The sequence below is a fragment of the Synechococcus sp. BA-124 BA4 genome (assembly GCF_034931165.1).
Map to the genome: position 1 here is coordinate 18,654 of NZ_JAYGIA010000065.1, position 16,640 is coordinate 35,293.

The 16,640-nt window shown below is 65.2% G+C and carries 18 protein-coding genes; 12 read left to right on the forward strand and 6 right to left on the reverse strand.

Going from position 1 to position 16,640, the window contains the following annotated elements:
* Positions 1-27 precede the first annotated feature (27 nt).
* Complete coding sequence (locus VB734_RS07195; RefSeq protein WP_322781461.1) at positions 28-441, forward strand: transcriptional repressor; 414 nt, start codon at positions 28-30, stop codon at positions 439-441.
* An 11-nt stretch (positions 442-452) separates the two neighbouring features.
* Here VB734_RS07195 and VB734_RS07200 read toward each other — a convergent pair whose 3' ends face one another.
* Positions 453-1,148, reverse strand: coding sequence for a metal ABC transporter ATP-binding protein (locus VB734_RS07200; protein WP_197164346.1), 696 nt, complete (start codon positions 1,146-1,148; stop codon positions 453-455).
* A 130-nt stretch (positions 1,149-1,278) separates the two neighbouring features.
* On the opposite strand from VB734_RS07200, the gene VB734_RS07205 reads away from it, so the two are divergent.
* Together VB734_RS07205 and VB734_RS07210 are read left to right on the forward strand one after the other, a co-directional pair.
* Positions 1,279-2,325, forward strand: a complete 1,047-nt coding sequence (locus VB734_RS07205) for a metal ABC transporter substrate-binding protein (protein WP_231595012.1) — start codon at positions 1,279-1,281, stop codon at positions 2,323-2,325.
* Between the two features lie 74 nt (positions 2,326-2,399).
* Positions 2,400-3,377 carry a multicopper oxidase domain-containing protein gene (locus VB734_RS07210; RefSeq protein WP_231594739.1) on the forward strand — a complete coding sequence of 326 codons (978 nt, stop codon included), beginning with the start codon at positions 2,400-2,402 and terminating at the stop codon, positions 3,375-3,377.
* 136 nt (positions 3,378-3,513) lie between these two features.
* Here the strand turns inward: VB734_RS07210 and VB734_RS07215 are convergent, their stop codons facing one another.
* A complete protein-coding gene (locus VB734_RS07215; protein ID WP_197164332.1) occupies positions 3,514-3,684 on the reverse strand; it encodes a hypothetical protein in 171 nt (56 codons plus the stop codon).
* On the opposite strand from VB734_RS07215, the gene VB734_RS07220 reads away from it, so the two are divergent.
* From VB734_RS07220 to VB734_RS07240, 5 genes are all read left to right on the forward strand, one after another.
* The gene (locus tag VB734_RS07220; RefSeq protein ID WP_322781460.1) at positions 3,673-4,251 is read left to right on the forward strand and encodes a hypothetical protein; all 579 of its coding nucleotides are present in this window, start codon (positions 3,673-3,675) and stop codon (positions 4,249-4,251) included. The two genes, VB734_RS07215 and VB734_RS07220, sit on opposite strands and share 12 nt — an antisense overlap.
* Positions 4,252-4,307: 56 nt before the next feature.
* Positions 4,308-5,912, forward strand: coding sequence for an iron uptake porin (locus VB734_RS07225; RefSeq protein ID WP_322781459.1), 1,605 nt, complete (start codon positions 4,308-4,310; stop codon positions 5,910-5,912).
* A 104-nt stretch (positions 5,913-6,016) separates the two neighbouring features.
* Positions 6,017-7,177, forward strand: coding sequence for a CobW family GTP-binding protein (locus tag VB734_RS07230; protein WP_197164324.1), 1,161 nt, complete (start codon positions 6,017-6,019; stop codon positions 7,175-7,177).
* Positions 7,178-7,627: 450 nt separating this feature from the next.
* Complete coding sequence (locus VB734_RS07235; RefSeq protein WP_197164322.1) at positions 7,628-7,777, forward strand: hypothetical protein; 150 nt, start codon at positions 7,628-7,630, stop codon at positions 7,775-7,777.
* Positions 7,778-8,146: 369 nt separating this feature from the next.
* Complete coding sequence (locus VB734_RS07240; RefSeq protein WP_322781458.1) at positions 8,147-8,698, forward strand: hypothetical protein; 552 nt, start codon at positions 8,147-8,149, stop codon at positions 8,696-8,698.
* A 9-nt stretch (positions 8,699-8,707) separates the two neighbouring features.
* Here VB734_RS07240 and VB734_RS07245 read toward each other — a convergent pair whose 3' ends face one another.
* Positions 8,708-10,402: a SulP family inorganic anion transporter gene (locus VB734_RS07245; RefSeq protein WP_231594737.1), complete on the reverse strand. Its 1,695-nt coding sequence runs from the start codon at positions 10,400-10,402 to the stop codon at positions 8,708-8,710.
* 226 nt (positions 10,403-10,628) lie between these two features.
* Here VB734_RS07245 and VB734_RS07250 point away from each other — a divergent pair, with 226 nt between their 5' ends.
* Together VB734_RS07250 and cysK are read left to right on the forward strand one after the other, a co-directional pair.
* Positions 10,629-11,711: a calcium/sodium antiporter gene (locus tag VB734_RS07250; protein WP_197164316.1), complete on the forward strand. Its 1,083-nt coding sequence runs from the start codon at positions 10,629-10,631 to the stop codon at positions 11,709-11,711.
* Between the two features lie 48 nt (positions 11,712-11,759).
* Positions 11,760-12,746 (forward strand): cysteine synthase A, encoded by a 987-nt coding sequence (gene cysK / locus VB734_RS07255; protein WP_197164306.1) that lies wholly within the window; start codon positions 11,760-11,762, stop codon positions 12,744-12,746.
* Here the strand turns inward: cysK and VB734_RS07260 are convergent.
* Positions 12,680-13,174 carry a hypothetical protein gene (locus VB734_RS07260; protein ID WP_197164304.1) on the reverse strand — a complete coding sequence of 165 codons (495 nt, stop codon included), beginning with the start codon at positions 13,172-13,174 and terminating at the stop codon, positions 12,680-12,682. The two genes, cysK and VB734_RS07260, sit on opposite strands and share 67 nt — an antisense overlap.
* Before the next feature lie 197 nt (positions 13,175-13,371).
* Between VB734_RS07260 and VB734_RS07265 the strand changes: the two genes are divergently transcribed.
* On the forward strand, positions 13,372-14,220 hold the full coding sequence (locus VB734_RS07265; RefSeq protein ID WP_322781457.1) for a lysophospholipid acyltransferase family protein: 849 nt from the start codon (positions 13,372-13,374) through the stop codon (positions 14,218-14,220).
* Here VB734_RS07265 and VB734_RS07270 read toward each other — a convergent pair.
* Positions 14,193-15,497, reverse strand: a complete 1,305-nt coding sequence (locus VB734_RS07270; protein ID WP_197164300.1) for an NAD(P)/FAD-dependent oxidoreductase — start codon at positions 15,495-15,497, stop codon at positions 14,193-14,195. The genes VB734_RS07265 and VB734_RS07270 overlap by 28 nt on opposite strands.
* Before the next feature lie 91 nt (positions 15,498-15,588).
* Entirely contained in the window at positions 15,589-15,861 is a 273-nt protein-coding gene (locus tag VB734_RS07275) for a hypothetical protein (protein ID WP_197164292.1), read from the reverse strand.
* A 166-nt stretch (positions 15,862-16,027) separates the two neighbouring features.
* Between VB734_RS07275 and VB734_RS07280 the strand changes: the two genes are divergently transcribed.
* Positions 16,028-16,600, forward strand: coding sequence for a ferritin (locus tag VB734_RS07280; protein WP_322781456.1), 573 nt, complete (start codon positions 16,028-16,030; stop codon positions 16,598-16,600).
* Positions 16,601-16,640: the final 40 nt, after the last annotated feature.

Consider the following 16,640-nt stretch of genomic DNA (forward strand, 5'->3'; position numbering starts at 1 on the left):
CCCGGCCAGGGGCCCGAACAGACACCGATGGATTCCGAGGCGGCCACCCAGCAACTCAACGCCAAACAGGTGAGCGTCCTGGCGATGTTGCGCGAGAGCCCCGAGGAGCTCTCCGGGCAGGACCTGCATCAGCGCCTGCGTCTCAACGGCCAGCCGATCGGGCTGGCCACGGTCTACCGGCACCTGCGCCAGCTCCAGCGCCTGGGACTGGCCCGCTGCCGCCACCTCCCCAGCGGCGAGGCCCTCTATGCCCCCCGGGAGCGGGACACCCACCACCTCACCTGCGTGTCCTGCGGCCTGACGCTGCCTCTGGATCACTGTCCGATGCATGGCATCCAGCCCCAACCCGAGGCGGCCCATGGCTTCGAGCTGCTCTTTCACACCCTGGAATACTTCGGCCGCTGCTCCAGCTGCCGCCAATCCGCCACGGCGGACCCCTGAGGACTCACGCATCAGCCGCAGCAATGGTTCCCCAGTCGCAGGTCCCCCAGCGAGTGACGCACCGAAGCCGGGGGGCCATCGGCCAGGAGCCGGCGGTCGATGACCAGCACGCGGTCATACGCGTCGAGATCATGGCCCCAGTCGTGGCTGCTCACCAGCAGGGTGAAGCCGGCATCTCTTAACTGGCCCATCACCTGCAGCAGCTGGGTACGGGAGGGAGGATCGATTGCCGCGCAGGGTTCGTCCAGCAGCAGCACCGAGGCGGGCTGCACCAGCAGGCGGGCCAGCAGGGCCCGTTGCTGCTGGCCGCCGGAAAGCTGATCGAGGCGGCGTGAGGCCAGGCCATCGATCCCAACCCGCTGCAGGGCCGCCTCCACGGCGCAGCAGCCGGGCCGGGCCGACATCAGCCGGCCGAGGCCCACCAGCTCACGCACGCTGATCGGGAACTGCCAGGCAATCTCACCCCGCTGGGGCATCAAGGCCAGCTGGCGCCGGGCCAGACGGGGGGTGAGCGGCTCACCATCGAGCAGAAGTTCACCGGAGACCAGGGGGATCTGGCCTTCGATCGCCTGGAGCAGGGTGCTCTTGCCGGCGCCATTGGGCCCCACCAGGGCGGTGAGCGTGCCGGGCTCGAGCCGAAAGCTGATGTCCTCCAGGGCCAGCCCCTCTCCACGGCGCACGCTGAGATGACGAGCCTCGAGGGCCATCGGCGCCGGCAGCGGCAGAACGTAGAGGCAACCTACCGAGAAGCGAGAGGTGATCCAGCTGTCGGGCCCGCGGAAGGCAGCGGCAGAAATGAGAACTGTTATCGTTTCCGGTCTCTGCCTGTGGCCCTTGGTGCAGCTCTCCGGATTCCGGTTTGACCGCCCTCGCAACCCGAACATCCCGGCTCTGCTCCTGGTCTGCGGCGGACTCTGGCTCTCACTGCAGGCCTGCGGCCAGGGACCGGGCGGCTCAGCCCCCGCGGGCCAGCCCCCCGGCCAGCCTCAGGTGGTGGCCGCCGATGGTGTGCTCTGCGATCTCACCCAGAGGCTGGCCGCCGGCAAGCTGGCCGTGAGCTGCCTGCTGCAACCCGCCGATGATCCCCACGACTTTCGGATCAGACCTGACCAGAAGGCCCAGATCACCGGCGCCAGCCTGCTGCTGATCAGTGGCTTCGGCCTCACCCCTGCCCTGGAGCCCCTGCCTGGAGCGGTGGCCGTGTCCGAGCAAGCCGTGCCCCAGCCCCTCAGGCTCACGCCGGCCGACGGCCATCCCGCCGGCGACCACGACCACGGGGCTGGACATGACCACGGTGACTTCGACCCCCATGTGTGGCACGACCCGCGTCAGGCTGCAGCCATGGCGGTGGTGATCGCGAGCCAGCTCAGCCGCCTCGATCCCCCCGCAGCCGAGGCCATCCAGCGGCGTTCCCGGGCGATGGCCGAGCAGCTCGGCCGCCTCGATGGCTGGAACCGGATCCAGTTCAGCACCCTTCCCAGGCCCTGGCCTCCTCTGGCCAGCAGCCACCGCGCCTTTGCCAGCCTGGCCCGGACCTACGGCCTCGAGGAGATGCCTCTGGTGGATGCCACCAGCAGCAGCGATGCACTGCGGCCGGAAGGATTCCGCCAGGTGATCGAGGCTCTCAAGGCCGGCTCCACGCCTCGGCTGTTCGCCGAGCAGACCCCTCCGGCCAGGGCCCTCCAGCGCATCAGTGAACTCAGCGGCGTGCCGATCGCCCCGGTGCCCCTGGCCGCCGATGGTCTGGCGATGGGCCCCGATGGTCCGCTCAGCCTGATGGCCACCCTTGTGCGCAACACCTGCACAATCGTCGAGGGCTGGGGTGGCCGCTGCGACCGCAAGGGCGGCGAGTCCCTGATTCAGGCCTGGGCGCGGATCAGTTGAGACCCGCCCGGGTGCCATTGGTCACACCACCTGGAGTCTGTGGTGGGCCGAGGATGAGTGGGCCGTTCCTCGCCATGGCCTCCCCACCGGATTCAGGACCCCAGCGCCTTTGGAGGCGGCGTGAGCTGCTGCCGCTCGGCGCCGCCGCCCTGGGTGTTGGGCTGGGGGGACTGCTGCTGCGACGAGGTGGCTCCCCCGGCTGGACGGAGAACGCAGCCACGCCGCAGCCGCCGGCGCCGGGCGGATTGCGGGAGTTCGAGGCAGGCCGTGTTCTCTGGGAGAACGGCCGCCGGGTGCGTGAGTTCGATCTCACGGCCAGCACCACCCTGCTGCAGCTCAACCCGGCGGTGACCTTCAAGGCCTGGGCCGTGAACGGTCGGGTGCCGGGGCCCACCCTGCGCGCCCGGGCCGGTGACCGATTGCGCATCCGCTTCCGCAACGAGGACAGCACCTCCCACAGCCTTCACTTCCACGGTGTCCACCCGGCGGATATGGATGGCATCCGCCCGGTGCGCCGCGGTGGCAGCACGGTCTACGAATTCGACGCGGAATCCTTCGGCCTGTACCCCTACCACTGTCATGTGGCGCCGGTGACGCGCCATGTGAGCAAGGGTCTCTACGGGCTGCTGATTGTGGATCCCCCGTCCCCCCGTCCAGCGGCTGACGAGATGGTGCTGGTGATGGGTGGTTATGACCTCAAGGGCCGGGGCCGCAACGATCTCTATGCCTTCAATGGCCGTCCCAATCTGTATCGCGATCAACCCATCACCATCGTCCAGGGACAACGGGTTCGCCTCTATCTCCTGAACATGGTGGAGTGGGATGGTCCGTTGACCTTTCATCTGCATGCCAACCTCTTCGACGTGTTCAGAGGTGGCTTCTCCACCAGTCGCGATGACATCACCGACGTGATCACGATGGGAATGGCCGAGCGCCATATCCTGGAGTTCACCTACCGCGATCCAGGCCTCTACATGTTTCATCCCCATCAGGATCAGATCGCCGAGCGTGGCTGCATGGGTCACTTCCGCGTTGTGCCCGGCGGCCTGTGACTTTGGTCACTGGGGCCCGTCTCATCTGATCGGTTGGACCACCGGCTCACCATCACGATGGGGCGAGCAAGCCGAGACCCTCGTGATTGACAGGCGCCGCACCCTTTCTCTCTTTCTTTCTGTCGCCACAACCGCCTCACTGTCCGTGGCCTGCGGGGGTCCTCTCCTCACGTCGGGCAGTGACCGTGGAGGAGGAGCCCACGCCCCACACCATCAGGCCGGGGAAGGAGGTGAGGGCGGGGAAGGTGGTCAGGGGATCGAGGATCCCATCAGCTACGCCGCCGTGCTCGGCATGATGAAGGGGCATCTCCTGGCCGCCAGTGAACTGATGCAGCTCAAGGATTACAAGGCGGCTGAGCAGCACATCGGCCATCCTGTCGACGAGCTCTATGGAGATCTCGAGCCGGCCTTGATGGCGAGGGGGGTTCCTCCGTTCAAACAGCAGCTCACCACACTTCTGGACCTGGTTCAGTCGGCTCCGACCTCACCCCAGACCGACGCCGCTTTCAAGAACGCACAACAGCAGATCGATAGGGCCCTGCAGGCCATTCCTGAGCAGGAGCGCCTGGATTCCAGCTTCGTTGTGGCCGTGATCCGGCAGTTGCTCGAGGCCGCTGGCAGTGAATATGCGGCGGCGATCACCGATGGCCGCTTTGCCGAAACCGTGGAGTACCAGGATTCCCGCGGGTTCGTTCGTTATGCCGATCAGCTCCACCAGGAGATGGCGACGACCCTGCAGGCCAGGGATCCAGAGCTGAACGCCAAGGTGAGGACCACCCTGGACGCGTTGCTGCCGGTGTGGCCCTCGCCGATGCCCCCTGGCCGGCCGATCAAGGCACCCGATCAGGTGCAGGCCTTGATCCAGGCGCTCTGAGGGTCAACCCCACAACTGACAATGGTTATCATTCCACTTCTGCTCCTCACTCCGGCATGGCCACCGCCCCCCTGACTCCAGGACTTCTGCGCTGGGCCGTTGTCCCTGCCGCCATAGCACTCTGGCCTTGGCTGCTGCTGACACCCTCAGCCGCCACGGCCACTGAGCTCGACCTCGAGGGCATCGGGCGCTATGCCGGCGGCACCGGCAGGCCCAGCCAGGATCAGGTCACCAGCATCACTCAGTTCTCCGACGTGCAGCCCACCGAGTGGGCCTATCAGGCGCTCTCGAACCTGATCGAGCGCTACGGCTGCGTCGCCGGCTATCCCGATGGCACCTTCCGTGGCAAGAAGCCGCTGAGCCGCTGGGAAGCCGCCGCTCTGCTGAACGCCTGCCTCGATCGGATCACCGAAGTGACCGACGAGCTGCGCCGTCTGCTCAAGGAGTTCGAGGAGGAACTCGCCATCCTGCGCGGCCGCGTCGACAACCTCGAGGCCAAGGTCGGTGAACTGGAGGCCAATCAGTTCTCCACCACCACCAGGCTCAGCGGCCTGGCCACCTTCGTGGTGGGGGCCAATGCCTTCAGCGGCAGCGCTGGCGAGGCCGTCAACGCGGCCCGGGCCGAGGTGGGGGCCACCACCTTCTCCTATGACCTGCAACTCACCCTCGACACCAGCTTCACCGGCAAGGACCTGCTGCGCACGATCCTGCGGGCCGGCAACTTCGGCGACTCGGCCTTTGGCGGGGCTGGGCCCACCGGAAGCCTCTCCAGCCTGGAGATCGCCTTCCAGGAAGCCTCCGGCCCCGATTCCCTCGGCATCGACAAGCTGTACTACCAGGTTCCGATCGGCAGGGGATTCACCGCCACCATCGGCGGCCGCGTCGGCCAGGAGGACATGCTCGCCCTCTGGCCCAGCGTGTATCCGTCCGACACCATCCTGAATGTGCTCACCCTCAACGGAGCGCCGGCGGCCTACAACAAAAACCTTGGCCCCGGCGCCGGCCTCTGGTGGCAGAGCAACGGCTGGAGCATCAGCGGGAGCTACGTGGCCGCCAACGGCAACGTCGGCAACCCGAACCTGGGGGGGATCGGCACCAGCTCCTCCGCGGGCACGGGGACAGTCCAGATCGGCTATGCCCAGGAGCAGTGGGCTCTGGCGGCCATCTATTCCCATCTGCAGAGCGGCGTGGAGGTGCCTGGCACCACACCCTTCACCGGCAGCGCCACTGCAACGCCCGGCAGCCGCACCAACGCCTTCGGCCTGAGTGGCTACTGGCAGCCTGCCGCTTCCGGCTGGATCCCCTCGATCAGCGCCGGCTGGGGCCTCAACTCCACCTCCTACGACGACTCTCAGGATGATGGTGCCCTGACCACGAGCCAGTCCTGGATGGTGGGGCTCCAGTGGAGCGACGTGATCGCCAAGGGGAATGCCCTGGGCCTGGCGGTCGGTCAGCCGGTGTTCGCCACCGCCCTGAAGGGTGGAGAGACGCCCCAGGATCAGACCTTCACCTGGGAGTGGTGGTTCAAGGTTCAGCTGAGCGACGCCATCTCGGTCACTCCAGCCGTGTTCTACCTGAGCCGACCCCTGGGACAGGACACTCCGTCAGGGCAGAGCTTCAGCCAGCTGGGGGGACTCTTGAAGACCAGCTTTCAGTTCTGAGGACGCCACCGGCCAGCCCTGTCCACGGCTCGAAGCCAGGCGTCAGACTGCAGCGAGCGCACCTCGCACGGGCGGCGTTCCCCTCCGGCGGCATCCCTGACTCCATGACCAGCACAGCAACCAACCCAGCCACGAGCCAAGACGCCATGACGGCCAGCCTGCCGGTGACGATCCTCACAGGCTTCCTCGGTGCCGGCAAAACCACCCTGCTCAACCACATCCTCAGCAATCAGAGCGGACTGAAAACCGCTGTTCTGGTCAATGAGTTCGGTGAGATCGGCATCGACAACGACCTGATCATCGCCACAGGCGAAGACATGGTGGAGCTCAGCAACGGCTGCATCTGCTGCTCGATCAACGGGGAGTTGCTGGAAGCGGTGGAGCGGATCCTGGCGCGCCCGGAGCCCGTGGATTATCTGGTGGTGGAAACCACCGGTCTCGCCGATCCCCTCCCGGTGGCGATGACCTTCCTGGGCAGTGAGCTGCGTGACAGCACCCGCCTGGATTCGATCATCACCCTGATCGATGCCGAGAACTTCGAAGAGAGTAGCCTCGAGAGTGAAGTGGGGCGCGCTCAGGTGATTTACGGCGACATCCTGATGCTCAACAAGTGTGATCTGGTCCCTGAGCCCAGACTGCTGCAGCTGGAAGGCCTTCTGCGCAATCTCAAACCGGATGCCCGCATCCTGCGATCGGTGAAGGGCGACGTGGCTCTGCCTCTGTTGCTGAGCGTGGGCCTGTTCGAATCCGACCGGGTGGTGGCCACTGGCGAGGCCATCCCAGCGGCTGGGGAGAAGGGCGTGGAAACAGCGGCTCTCGACCATGGGGACTGTGACCACGAGCATGGCCACTGCAGTCATGACACCGGCCACGACCATGGTCACCACGACCACAGCCACCACGGGCACGATCATGCCCACCACGCCGACTCCGGCGAGCATCCGGCCGACCATCTCGCCATCGAGGGCTTCACCTCGCTCTCCTTCTCCAGCGACGGGCCTTTCGCCTTACGCAAGTTTCAGAATTTTCTCGACAATCAGCTGCCCACGGAAGTCTTCAGAGCCAAGGGTATTCTCTGGTTCAACGAAAGTGAACGACGTCATGTCTTCCATCTGGCCGGCAAGCGTTTCTCGATCGACGACAGTGACTGGACGGGTGAACGCAAGAACCAGTTGGTGCTGATCGGCAAGGATCTGGATCACAACCGTCTGCGCCGCCAGCTCCAGGCCTGCGTGGCCAAGGATGCAGGCCGGGGGTTTGCCTGAATTGCACACTGGTCAGGTCCAGTACACCCCCACCCCACGATTCCGTTCAATTCCAGTCAGGGCTTCCGAGAATCATGGATTCTGTTCAAGGGTCATCCCGGCGTTTCAGTCAGCCAGAACTCTTGATCAAGCCCGATCGATTCCTCCGGATCCACCTGGGCGCCTCCGGCTTGCACACACCACCTTCTCCACTACCCTCACGACCCGACCACTGGCTCCCGATCTCCAGTCGCCCAGGGGTGCCGAGGTTGCTCCCTACTCCCTCCGGGCTACCAACACGGGCACAAAGCTCCACAAGCAGTTCACCGCCAGAGGTCCAGATGCTCCGCCACGGATGGAAGCCGCCGCATCCACCCCTGTCCAGGCCGTTGGACATGCCACCCGAACGCAGCATTGGCCACAGCACGGCCAGGAAATCTGGCTAGCTTATGGTCACTCCGCGCCTGAACGATGGCTGAACTGCTGCTTGTCTCCGGCGTTCTCGCGCTCTTCGGCCTCGCCTTCTGGCTGACCACCGATTCCGACGACGACAACGGAGGGGGCGGCATGATGCAGCCAGTGCTCGTCCCGGTTCGTGTCTCCCGTTCCAGCGACCGCTGAGCTTCAAAGCACCCAGCCCCCTCACTTCGAGCTCCAGTCCGCGTCACGACCCTCGAACCACCGCGGCCTCCGGGCAGCGGTGGTTTCCTGTATCCGGGGGGTCAGCTGATCTGGATTGATTAACGCGGCTGATCCCGGGAATTGCCGATCCTGTCTGAACCGGAGTCCCAAAGGGATTGGGACGGTTCTACGTTTGCCCAACGACACGAGCAGTCGTTTCAGGCCGGTTCGCCGACTACCAACAGCCCATCTGATTCTTCGGATGAGCGCTCTCTGCCGTGCAGCTCTGTCCAGTGATGCCTGCCTCCACTCATGCCTGGACCATGTCCATGTCTGCAGCTCAAGTCCAACTCAGTGATACCGACTGGAATGAGCTGGCTGATCAGCGATGGCTATGTTCGGCAGGTGACCTGGAATGAAGACGCCGAACTGATCACCCTGATGCTGTGGGGGCCCGGCGATCTCATCCTCGGAACCCAGGCAAATTTTGAATGCCGCAACGAAACCAGCACCCTCTCTCCTGCCTCGCTTGAGGGTCATGAGCCCACGGATAACGAGCTCCTCGAAGCCCTCAAACGCCAGATCAGCCGCTCGATGGAGATCATGCGGATCAGTCGGATCCGCAAGGCCGATGTCCGCCTGCTGACCATGCTGCGCTGGCTGGCCGCCCAGTTCGGGCGGGTGAACAGCCTGGGCCACAGTCTCTCCCTCAAGGACATGAACCTGACCCATCAGGTGATCGCAGAGCTCACCGGACTGACCCGGGTGACCGTCACCAAAGGCCTGAATAAGTACAAGTCACTGGGTCAGGCCATCCTGATGACCCATGGTGATCTTCTGCTTCCCCATCGACCGGAGGCGGGGCTGATCACACAGGCTGTGGTGATGCAGCCATGGGCTTCCCCTTCCAGTGCCGGTTGAGTCAGGACGTCAGGCCATGCTGCTCTGAGGCAGGGAGTTCACGGCATCCGCCAGGGCTTCCTTGCGGCTGAGCTCCACGTGACCGGCAGGCAACAGGCCATACACCCTCAGACTCCTGAGACGCTTGAGGGTGCTGCCCTGGGCCCCCACCACATAGACATTGCGTTCTTTTTCCAGAGCTTCCTTGACAGCATTCTCCAAGGCCAGGGATGCTGTGACGCCCATGTGCGAAACCTCACTGAGATCAAACACGATCGAGTCACACTCCTCAATGGCATTGTGCTCGCGGGAGATGGTCTTGGCCAGACCGAAGATCATCGGACCGATCAACTGGAACAGCAGCACCTTGCCGCCCCCCTGATCGAGCAGTGCCTTCTCGGCCTCAGGCAGGTTGAGATCGTCGTCAGCGGTGCTGATCGCCTTGACGGACCTGGTTTCCAGGCTGCTCATCTTCTCGATCGTGAGGATGTTGGCCACGAAGATGCCAACCCCAACCGCTGCGATCAGATCCACAAGCACGGTCAGCAGGATCACGCCATACATGATCACCGCACCCTTGATCGAAACATGGTGGGCGCGACCCAGGAAGCTCCAGTCGATGATGTCGATCCCCACTTTGAAGGCGATGCCTGCCAGCACAGCCATCGGGATCGAGGCGGCGAGACCCGAGGCGCCCAGAATCACCACCATCAGCACAAGGGCGCGGGTGATGCCTGAGAGAGCGGATCGGGCTCCCGCCTGAATGTTCACCACCGTGCCCATGGTCGCTCCGGCGCCCGCGATTCCACCGAACAGACCTGAAACGATGTTGCCCAGGCCCTGACCGATCAGCTCCTTGTCGGAGTTGTGCTCGCTGCGAGTGATGCTGTCAGCCACCACAGAGGTGAGCAGGGCATCGATGCAACCCAGCAGACCCAGCACCAGGGCATCGACCACCATCAGCTGGAACAGGCCCGGCTCGATGTGGGGCACCACCAGATGGGGAAATCCGCTCGGGATCTCGCCGATGCGCCGGATCCCCTCCACCTCAGGGCCATCGCCGACATTGAGCAGGGTGAGGGACAACAGGGTTCCGATCACCAGAGCCACCAGCTGGGGCGGAGCGAAGCGCTTCACCTGGGCCGGGGTGAACCAGATGATCGCCACGGTGACCACGGCCAGGATCACCTCAGGCAGCCGCGCGGCGGCGAGAAGCTGAGGCAGGGCGGTGAGCGTGCCCATCACTCCGCCCTTGGGGATGGACTGGCCCAGGAAAGGACCGATCTGGAGAATGATCAGGATGAAGCCGATGCCGGACATGAAGCCCGAGATCACCGTGTAGGGCATCATCGTGATGTAGCGGCCCAGCTTCAGGAGGCCGAACAGAATCTGGCAAACTCCGGCCATCATCACCACCGTGAAGGCCATGGCCAGTCCCTGTTCGGGACTGGAGGCCTTCGCGGTGAGGCTGGCGATCACCGCTGTCATCACCACCGTCATCGGACCGGTGGGCTCCGAGATCAGGGTGGGGGTGCCGCCGAAGAGCGCCGCGAACAAACCCACCAGCACCGCCCCCCAGAGCCCCGAAACCGCCCCTGCGCCGGAGGCCACCCCGAAGGCGAGGGCCATGGGCAGAGCCACCACCGCCGCGGTGAGGCCACCGAAGACATCGCCTTTGATGTGGTGTGAGCTGATCTGGTTCAACCAGGTCAGTGGGCGGGCCACGGCCATTCCGTCGTTACGAATGTATGGGGCGAACCTAAGGGGCTGGATGGAGTCTGGTCCCCGCCGATGTCCCGATCAGATCAGCCTGTGACAATCCAGCCGCGTTGTGCCTCCATCACCAGGGCTGTGATCCCTTTCACCCAGGCCGCGGGTCCAGGTCGGCCTTCGACTGCGGGGACGTGATGAGCGGGAAGAGGCAGAATCTGGGTCCGCCTGGAGGACCACCTTGTTGAGCGTCATTGAGATCGTGGTGGGCATCCTGTTGCTCTTCGGCGGTGGAGAGCTGTTCGTGCAGGGCTCAGTCGCTCTGGCGTTGCTGTTGGGCGTGCCTCAACTGGTGATCGGTCTCACCGTGGTGGCTCTGGGCACCAGTGCGCCCGAGCTGTTCGTGAGTCTGATCTCCACATTGAAGGGAGCCGATGACCTGGCGGTGGGCAACGTGGTGGGCAGCAACATCTTCAACGTGCTGGTGGTGCTGGGCATCAGCGCCGTGATCCTGCCGCTGAGGGTGCACAGCCGCCTGATCCGCCGCGATGTGCCGGTGCTGCTGGCCGTGTCGATGGCCGTCTGGGGCATGGCGTCCTCAGGCCGGGTGACCTGGCAGGCCGGTCTGGCCCTGCTCACCGCCGTGGTGATCAACACTGTCTGGGAAACCCGCACGGCCCGAGAGGAAGGTGAATCCGGCGGCGACGAAGTCGATCCATCCGATGCGGAAGGGGGCTACGGACCGGCCCTGGTGCGGCTGGCTGCCGGTCTTGGCCTGCTGGTGTGGGGCTCGCAGATCCTGGTGAAGGGGGCCACCGCCATCGCCCTCGGCCTGGGGGTGAGTCAAACCCTGATCGGCCTCACGATCGTGGCGGCGGGCACGTCGATGCCGGAACTGGTCACCTCGATCATGGCGGCCCTGAAAGGCAAGGCTGATCTGGCCATCGGCAACGTGGTGGGCAGCAACCTGCTCAACCAGTTGGTGATTCTCGGGGGCTGCGCCTTCCTCTCAGGATCACGCGGACTGAACGTGGATCCATCGATGATCCACCGGGACCTGCCGATCATGGTGGCCACCACTCTGGCCCTGCTTCCCATCTTCTGGACGGGCGGGGTGATTTCCAGGAGAGAGGGGGTGCTGCTGGTGGGCCTCTACGGGCTGTACCTGGTGGAGCAGATCCTTCCCCTCACCCTTCCGGCGCTGGCCTCACCCCTGCGCTCCTTCACGCTGGTGGTGGTCCTTCCGGTGCTGGTGCTGCTGCTGGCGGTTCAGGTCTGGAGGCACTGGCGAGAGATCGCCGATCCTGTCAGAGCGGGAAATTGATCTTCTCGGCCCAGGGGTGCGAGGGTGCCCGCAGTTCCTGTGTCATTGATGGCATCGATTTTTGCTGACAGCAGCCTGAGCATCGGCCGCACGCCCCTGGTGAAGCTGAACCGGGTCGTCGGTGACAGCCGGGCGACCGTTCTCGCCAAGATCGAAGGCCGCAATCCCGCCTATTCGGTCAAGTGCCGCATCGGCGCCGCGATGATCTGGCAGGCCGAGAAGGACGGCCGGCTCGGCCCGGGCAAGGAACTGATCGAGCCCACCAGCGGCAACACCGGCATCGCCCTGGCCTTCGTGGCCGCCTCCAGGGGGATTCCTCTCACCCTGACGATGCCGGAATCCATGAGCCTGGAGCGGCGCAAGCTGCTCACTGCCTACGGAGCCCGGCTTGTGCTCACCGAGGGCAGACTCGGCATGACCGGTGCGGTGGGACGGGCCCGTGAGATCGCCGCCTCTGATCCCGAGCGTTATGTGCTGCTCCAGCAGTTCTCCAACCCTGCCAACCCCCAGATCCACCACGACACCACCGGCCCGGAAATCTGGAACGACACCGATGGCCAGATGGATGTGCTGGTGGCGGGTGTGGGCACAGGCGGCACCATCACCGGCGTCAGCCGCTATTTCAAGACCACCCGGGGCCAGGAGCTGCTCTCGGTGGCGGTGGAGCCGGTGAACAGCCCCGTCATCGCCCAGGCCAGGGCAGGTGAGCCGCCCCAGCCCGGGCCCCACAAGATCCAGGGGATCGGTGCCGGCTTCGTGCCCGACAACCTCGATCTGGATCTGGTGGACCGGGTCGAAGCGGTCAGTGACCAGGAGGCCGTGGCCATGGCCAGACGCCTGATGCGCGAGGAGGGGATCCTGGCGGGCATCTCCTGCGGGGCCGCCACCGTGGCCGCCCTGCGTCTTGCTGCCGAGGAGCAGTTCGCCGGCAAGACGATCGTGGTGGTCCTGCCGGACTCCGGCGAGCGTTACCTGAGCTCGGTGCTGTTCGAGGGGGTGTTCGATGCGGCTGGCCTGGCTCCGGTCGAACGGTGATCACGCCACCACAACCAGCCCTCCCAGTTGATCAGCAGCCCGATCAGCACCAGCACCACCATCAGGGCCACCTGATCCACCCGGGAGTCGGGCACCAGAATGTCGGCCACCAGGTGGGGGAGATTGGTGACGGTGTAGACCACGCTCAGCCAGAAATGCAGCCGCCGCCAGCCCTGCCAGCGCTGTGGACGCTCAGGGTCACTGGCGCTGTAGGCCAGCAGGACCACGGCCGCCACCGGCAGAAGGAAGTAAACCATCATTCCACCGAAGAGCAGGGGCAGCTTCTCCAGGGCCACGTGGCTTTCGATCTCAGGCGAAAGTCCGTGGAACAGAGGCATCAGGCCCAGATCCACGTGAAAGAGCATGCACAGCAACCAGGCCATCCACAGGGCCCGCAGGCGCAGGGCTCGATCAATGGACGCTGTCATGGCGAACAAGGACTGCGAAGGGTGTTCGAAGGGTGATGGAGCCCCAGGCCTCAGGCCTGAGCGCTGGGAGGCCAGTTCTGAAGGAAGTCTGATCAGGAACGCGCGGCCACGCCATGGAGGCTTCTGGAGCAGCACTGTCCCCAGCCCCTAGGGTCTGGGGACGCTCAAACCGAACTCCCATGTCTGAAGGACCAAGCGTGGGTCCTGAACCCGGGGCCGAGCGCGATCCACAAGTGATCCAGCGCCTGATGCCGCTCTGGGAGTGGCTCTACCGCCACTACTTCCGGGTCAGCACCAGCGGCTGGGACCACATTCCCAGCGACGGCCAGATGCTGCTGGTGGGGTCCCACAACGGCGGCCTGGCCAGCCCCGACCTGCCGATGCTGATGCTCGACTGGTTCCGGCGCTTCGGCCTCGAGAGGCGGGTCTATGGCCTGGCTCATCCCAAGGTGTGGCAGGTGTTCCCCCAGGCGGCGCATCTGGCCGCCCGCACCGGGGCGATCCCCTACTACCCGCGGGGGGCCATGGCCGTACTGGAGCGAGGCGACAGCCTGCTGGTGTTCCCTGGTGGTGGCCAGGATGCCTTTCGCCCGCACCGGCTCCGCCAGAGCATCCAGTTCAGGGGGCGCACCGGCTTCATCCGGCTGGCCCTGTGGCACGACGTGCCGATCGTGCCGCTGATCTCCTGGGGCAGTCACGACACCCTGATCGTTCTCGAGGACTGCTACGAACCGATGCAGCGCTGGCATGAGCGCGGCCTTCCCTGGCTGTTCGGCATCGACCCCGAGGTGTTTCCCCTGTACCTCGGCCTGCCCTGGGGCCTGGCCGTGGGTCCCCTGCCCAACCTGCCCTTGCCGGCGAAGATTCACACCCGTGTCTGCCGGCCGATCCAGTTCGAGCGTGGCGGCCATGCCGCCAGCCGCGATCGGGACTACGTCCAGTCCTGCTACAGGCGTGTGGTGGCGGAGATGCAGGAGCAGCTCGACGAGCTGGTGGCGAGCACCGGGCGCGAGGAGTCTCAGCGGGGGGCCGGTTCGCCCTTGTAGGCCAGTCCGAGAGCCTGAACCAGGGGCTTGAGGGGTCTGAGGTAGCGGCTCTCGTGGGGTTGGCCCTTGAGCATCCGGTTCCAGTAGATCCAGGGAAGGCCCTTGGTCTTCATCAGCCACATGCTCCAGCGCTCGCGTGTGGGGTCGATCTGGAAGGAGCTCACGGGTTGGAGGTCGTAGTCGAACTCGGCCATCACCACCTTGTTGTAGCCGGTGATCAGCGGGCAGACGCTGTACCCGTCGTAGCGAGCCTGCAGGGGCCTGCCATCGAGATGGGCGAGCAGGTTGGCCACCAGCACCGGTGCCTCGCCCCTCACCGCCCCCGCGGTCTTGGAGGTGGGCAGCGACGACACATCACCGAGGGAGAAGACATTGGGGTAGCGCACGTGCTGGGTGCTGAACTTGTCGACCTCCACCCAGCCACCGGGACCGCTGGTGGCCAGCGGACTCTGGGCAATCACATCGGGGGCCGACATCGGCGGCACCGCATGGATCATCGAGAACGGGATCTCCTTGCTGGAGATGTGGCCCTCCGCGTCGCTGACCTCGAAGACCGCCACCTTCTCATCGGCCCTGATCTCCTTGAGGTTGTGGCGCAGGAGCACCTGGATTCCCCGCTCCTCCACCACCTTCTTCAGGACCCGTGCGTAGACGGGAACACCGAAGAGGCCGGGCCCGGCAGTGGCGAACACCACCTTGGTGTTGACACCCACCCCGCTGGTGGCCTTGAAGATGTCGTCGGCCATGTACATGATCTTCTGGGGGGCCCCGGCGCATTTGATCGGGGTGTCCGGAAAGGTGAAGATCGCCGTGCCGCCGGGAAAGTGGCGGATGGTCTCCCAGGTGTAGGGGAGATGCTCGCGGGAATAGTTGCTGGTGACCCCCTGGCGACCGAGGGCCTCGTCCAGCCCCTTGATCCGCTCCCAGCGCAGTTGCAGGCCGGTGGCCACCACCAGGGCGTCGTAGCTGATGGTGTCACCGGTGCTGGTGATCACCCGGTTGGCCTCCGGCTCGAAGCGTGCGGCGGCCGCATGGATCCAGCTGCAGCCGGCGGGAATCAGATCGGCCTCATCTCGGCGTGTCTGCTCCTGGGTCATCACCCCGCCGCCCACCAGGGTCCAACCGGGTTGGTAGTAGTGATCCGTGCTGGGCTCGAGGATGGCGATGTCGAGGCCGCTCCGGGCCAGAAGCAACTGGCTGGCCACCGTGATCCCAGCTGCTCCGCCGCCGACGATCAGGATCTGGTGGTGCTGCGAAGGCGGGCTGGATGGACTCATGACATCTGATCACACCTCTCCTGTCTAGGGCCCGCCGGGGTCACACGACAACGGCTGTGGGCGTCCTCCCACGGCCGCACGGAACACCAGCTCAGCTGAGGCTGGAAACACCGAAATGACGCTGATTGCGGCGCATCACCTCACGCAGCAGCGCCACCTCCCAGTGCAGCGGACCCAGCAGCTCCGCCATGGACTCGCCCTGGCGGGCAATGGCATTGGCCTGCAGCCGAAGACGGAGCAGGTCGTGCTCCAGCCGGGTGCGCAGCTGAGGGTTCGAACAGCTCCTGAGAGCCTTGAGGGCATGGCGGCTGCGCACCCCGAGGCACCAGCTCAGGCGGGTCAGGGAGGCGAGATCCGTTGGCATGCTGCCAGGAGCACGGCAGTCCTCGGACATGCGATCGAACGGGATCACGGCATGATGAAAGAAGCCTAGGGGCCCGGGGGCCGGCACGGAAACCGGGGATCCGCCTCCGGCGCCCTGGCCGCGGACTCAGGGGCCTTTGTAGGCTGAAGCCAACGAGATTGGACCCATGGTGATCAGCAATCCGGCCAGCGCCACCAGCCTGAATGCTGTTCCTCTTCTGCCACGGCGACCTGTGGCCCAGGAGATGGAGGCTGAATTGCACCAGGGCCTCTGCAACCATCTGCAGATGGAGCTGATGGCCAGCTACACCTATTTCTCACTCGCCGTGTGGTTCACCCAGCGGGAACTGAATGGGTTTGCCTCCTATGCCAGGGCTGAATCCGATGGCGAGAGGGCCCATGCCGGCCTGTTCGTCGATTACCTGGTCGCGCGGTCTCAGCCGGTGGAGCTCTCCGCCCTGTCCCAGCCCAGGCAGACGTGGACGAATGTCGAGGACGTGCTGATGTCCGTCTTCGAGATGGAGGCGGAAGTCACCACGTCGCTGCAACAGCTTTACAGCCTGGCTGAACGCTGCGGTGACTACCGCAGTTCCATCTTTCTTGACCCGATGATCAAGAGCCAGGTGGATGCCGAGAATGAAGTGGCCCATCTGCTGGCCCAGGTGCGTCACTGCGGCACCGACTTCGGCGCTCTGATGATCCTGGATCAATCCCTGACGGCCGTCGCGGCTGCGGCCTGAGGCCCGGATCGGCCCGCCCCGAGCTGGTCGGCAAAGAGGG

Coding starts and splice junctions, on each gene's coding strand:
- VB734_RS07195 (WP_322781461.1), top strand. CDS start 28: ATGGATTCCGAGGCGGCCACCCAGCAACTCAACGCCAAACAGGTGAGC.
- VB734_RS07200 (WP_197164346.1), bottom strand. CDS start 1,148: ATGGCCCTCGAGGCTCGTCATCTCAGCGTGCGCCGTGGAGAGGGGCTG.
- VB734_RS07210 (WP_231594739.1), top strand. CDS start 2,400: ATGGCCTCCCCACCGGATTCAGGACCCCAGCGCCTTTGGAGGCGGCGT.
- VB734_RS07220 (WP_322781460.1), top strand. CDS start 3,673: ATGAAGGGGCATCTCCTGGCCGCCAGTGAACTGATGCAGCTCAAGGAT.
- VB734_RS07215 (WP_197164332.1), bottom strand. CDS start 3,684: ATGCCCCTTCATCATGCCGAGCACGGCGGCGTAGCTGATGGGATCCTC.
- VB734_RS07225 (WP_322781459.1), top strand. CDS start 4,308: ATGGCCACCGCCCCCCTGACTCCAGGACTTCTGCGCTGGGCCGTTGTC.
- VB734_RS07230 (WP_197164324.1), top strand. CDS start 6,017: ATGACCAGCACAGCAACCAACCCAGCCACGAGCCAAGACGCCATGACG.
- VB734_RS07235 (WP_197164322.1), top strand. CDS start 7,628: ATGGCTGAACTGCTGCTTGTCTCCGGCGTTCTCGCGCTCTTCGGCCTC.
- VB734_RS07240 (WP_322781458.1), top strand. CDS start 8,147: ATGAGCTGGCTGATCAGCGATGGCTATGTTCGGCAGGTGACCTGGAAT.
- cysK (WP_197164306.1), top strand. CDS start 11,760: ATGGCATCGATTTTTGCTGACAGCAGCCTGAGCATCGGCCGCACGCCC.
- VB734_RS07260 (WP_197164304.1), bottom strand. CDS start 13,174: ATGACAGCGTCCATTGATCGAGCCCTGCGCCTGCGGGCCCTGTGGATG.
- VB734_RS07270 (WP_197164300.1), bottom strand. CDS start 15,497: ATGAGTCCATCCAGCCCGCCTTCGCAGCACCACCAGATCCTGATCGTC.
- VB734_RS07275 (WP_197164292.1), bottom strand. CDS start 15,861: ATGCCAACGGATCTCGCCTCCCTGACCCGCCTGAGCTGGTGCCTCGGG.
- VB734_RS07280 (WP_322781456.1), top strand. CDS start 16,028: ATGGTGATCAGCAATCCGGCCAGCGCCACCAGCCTGAATGCTGTTCCT.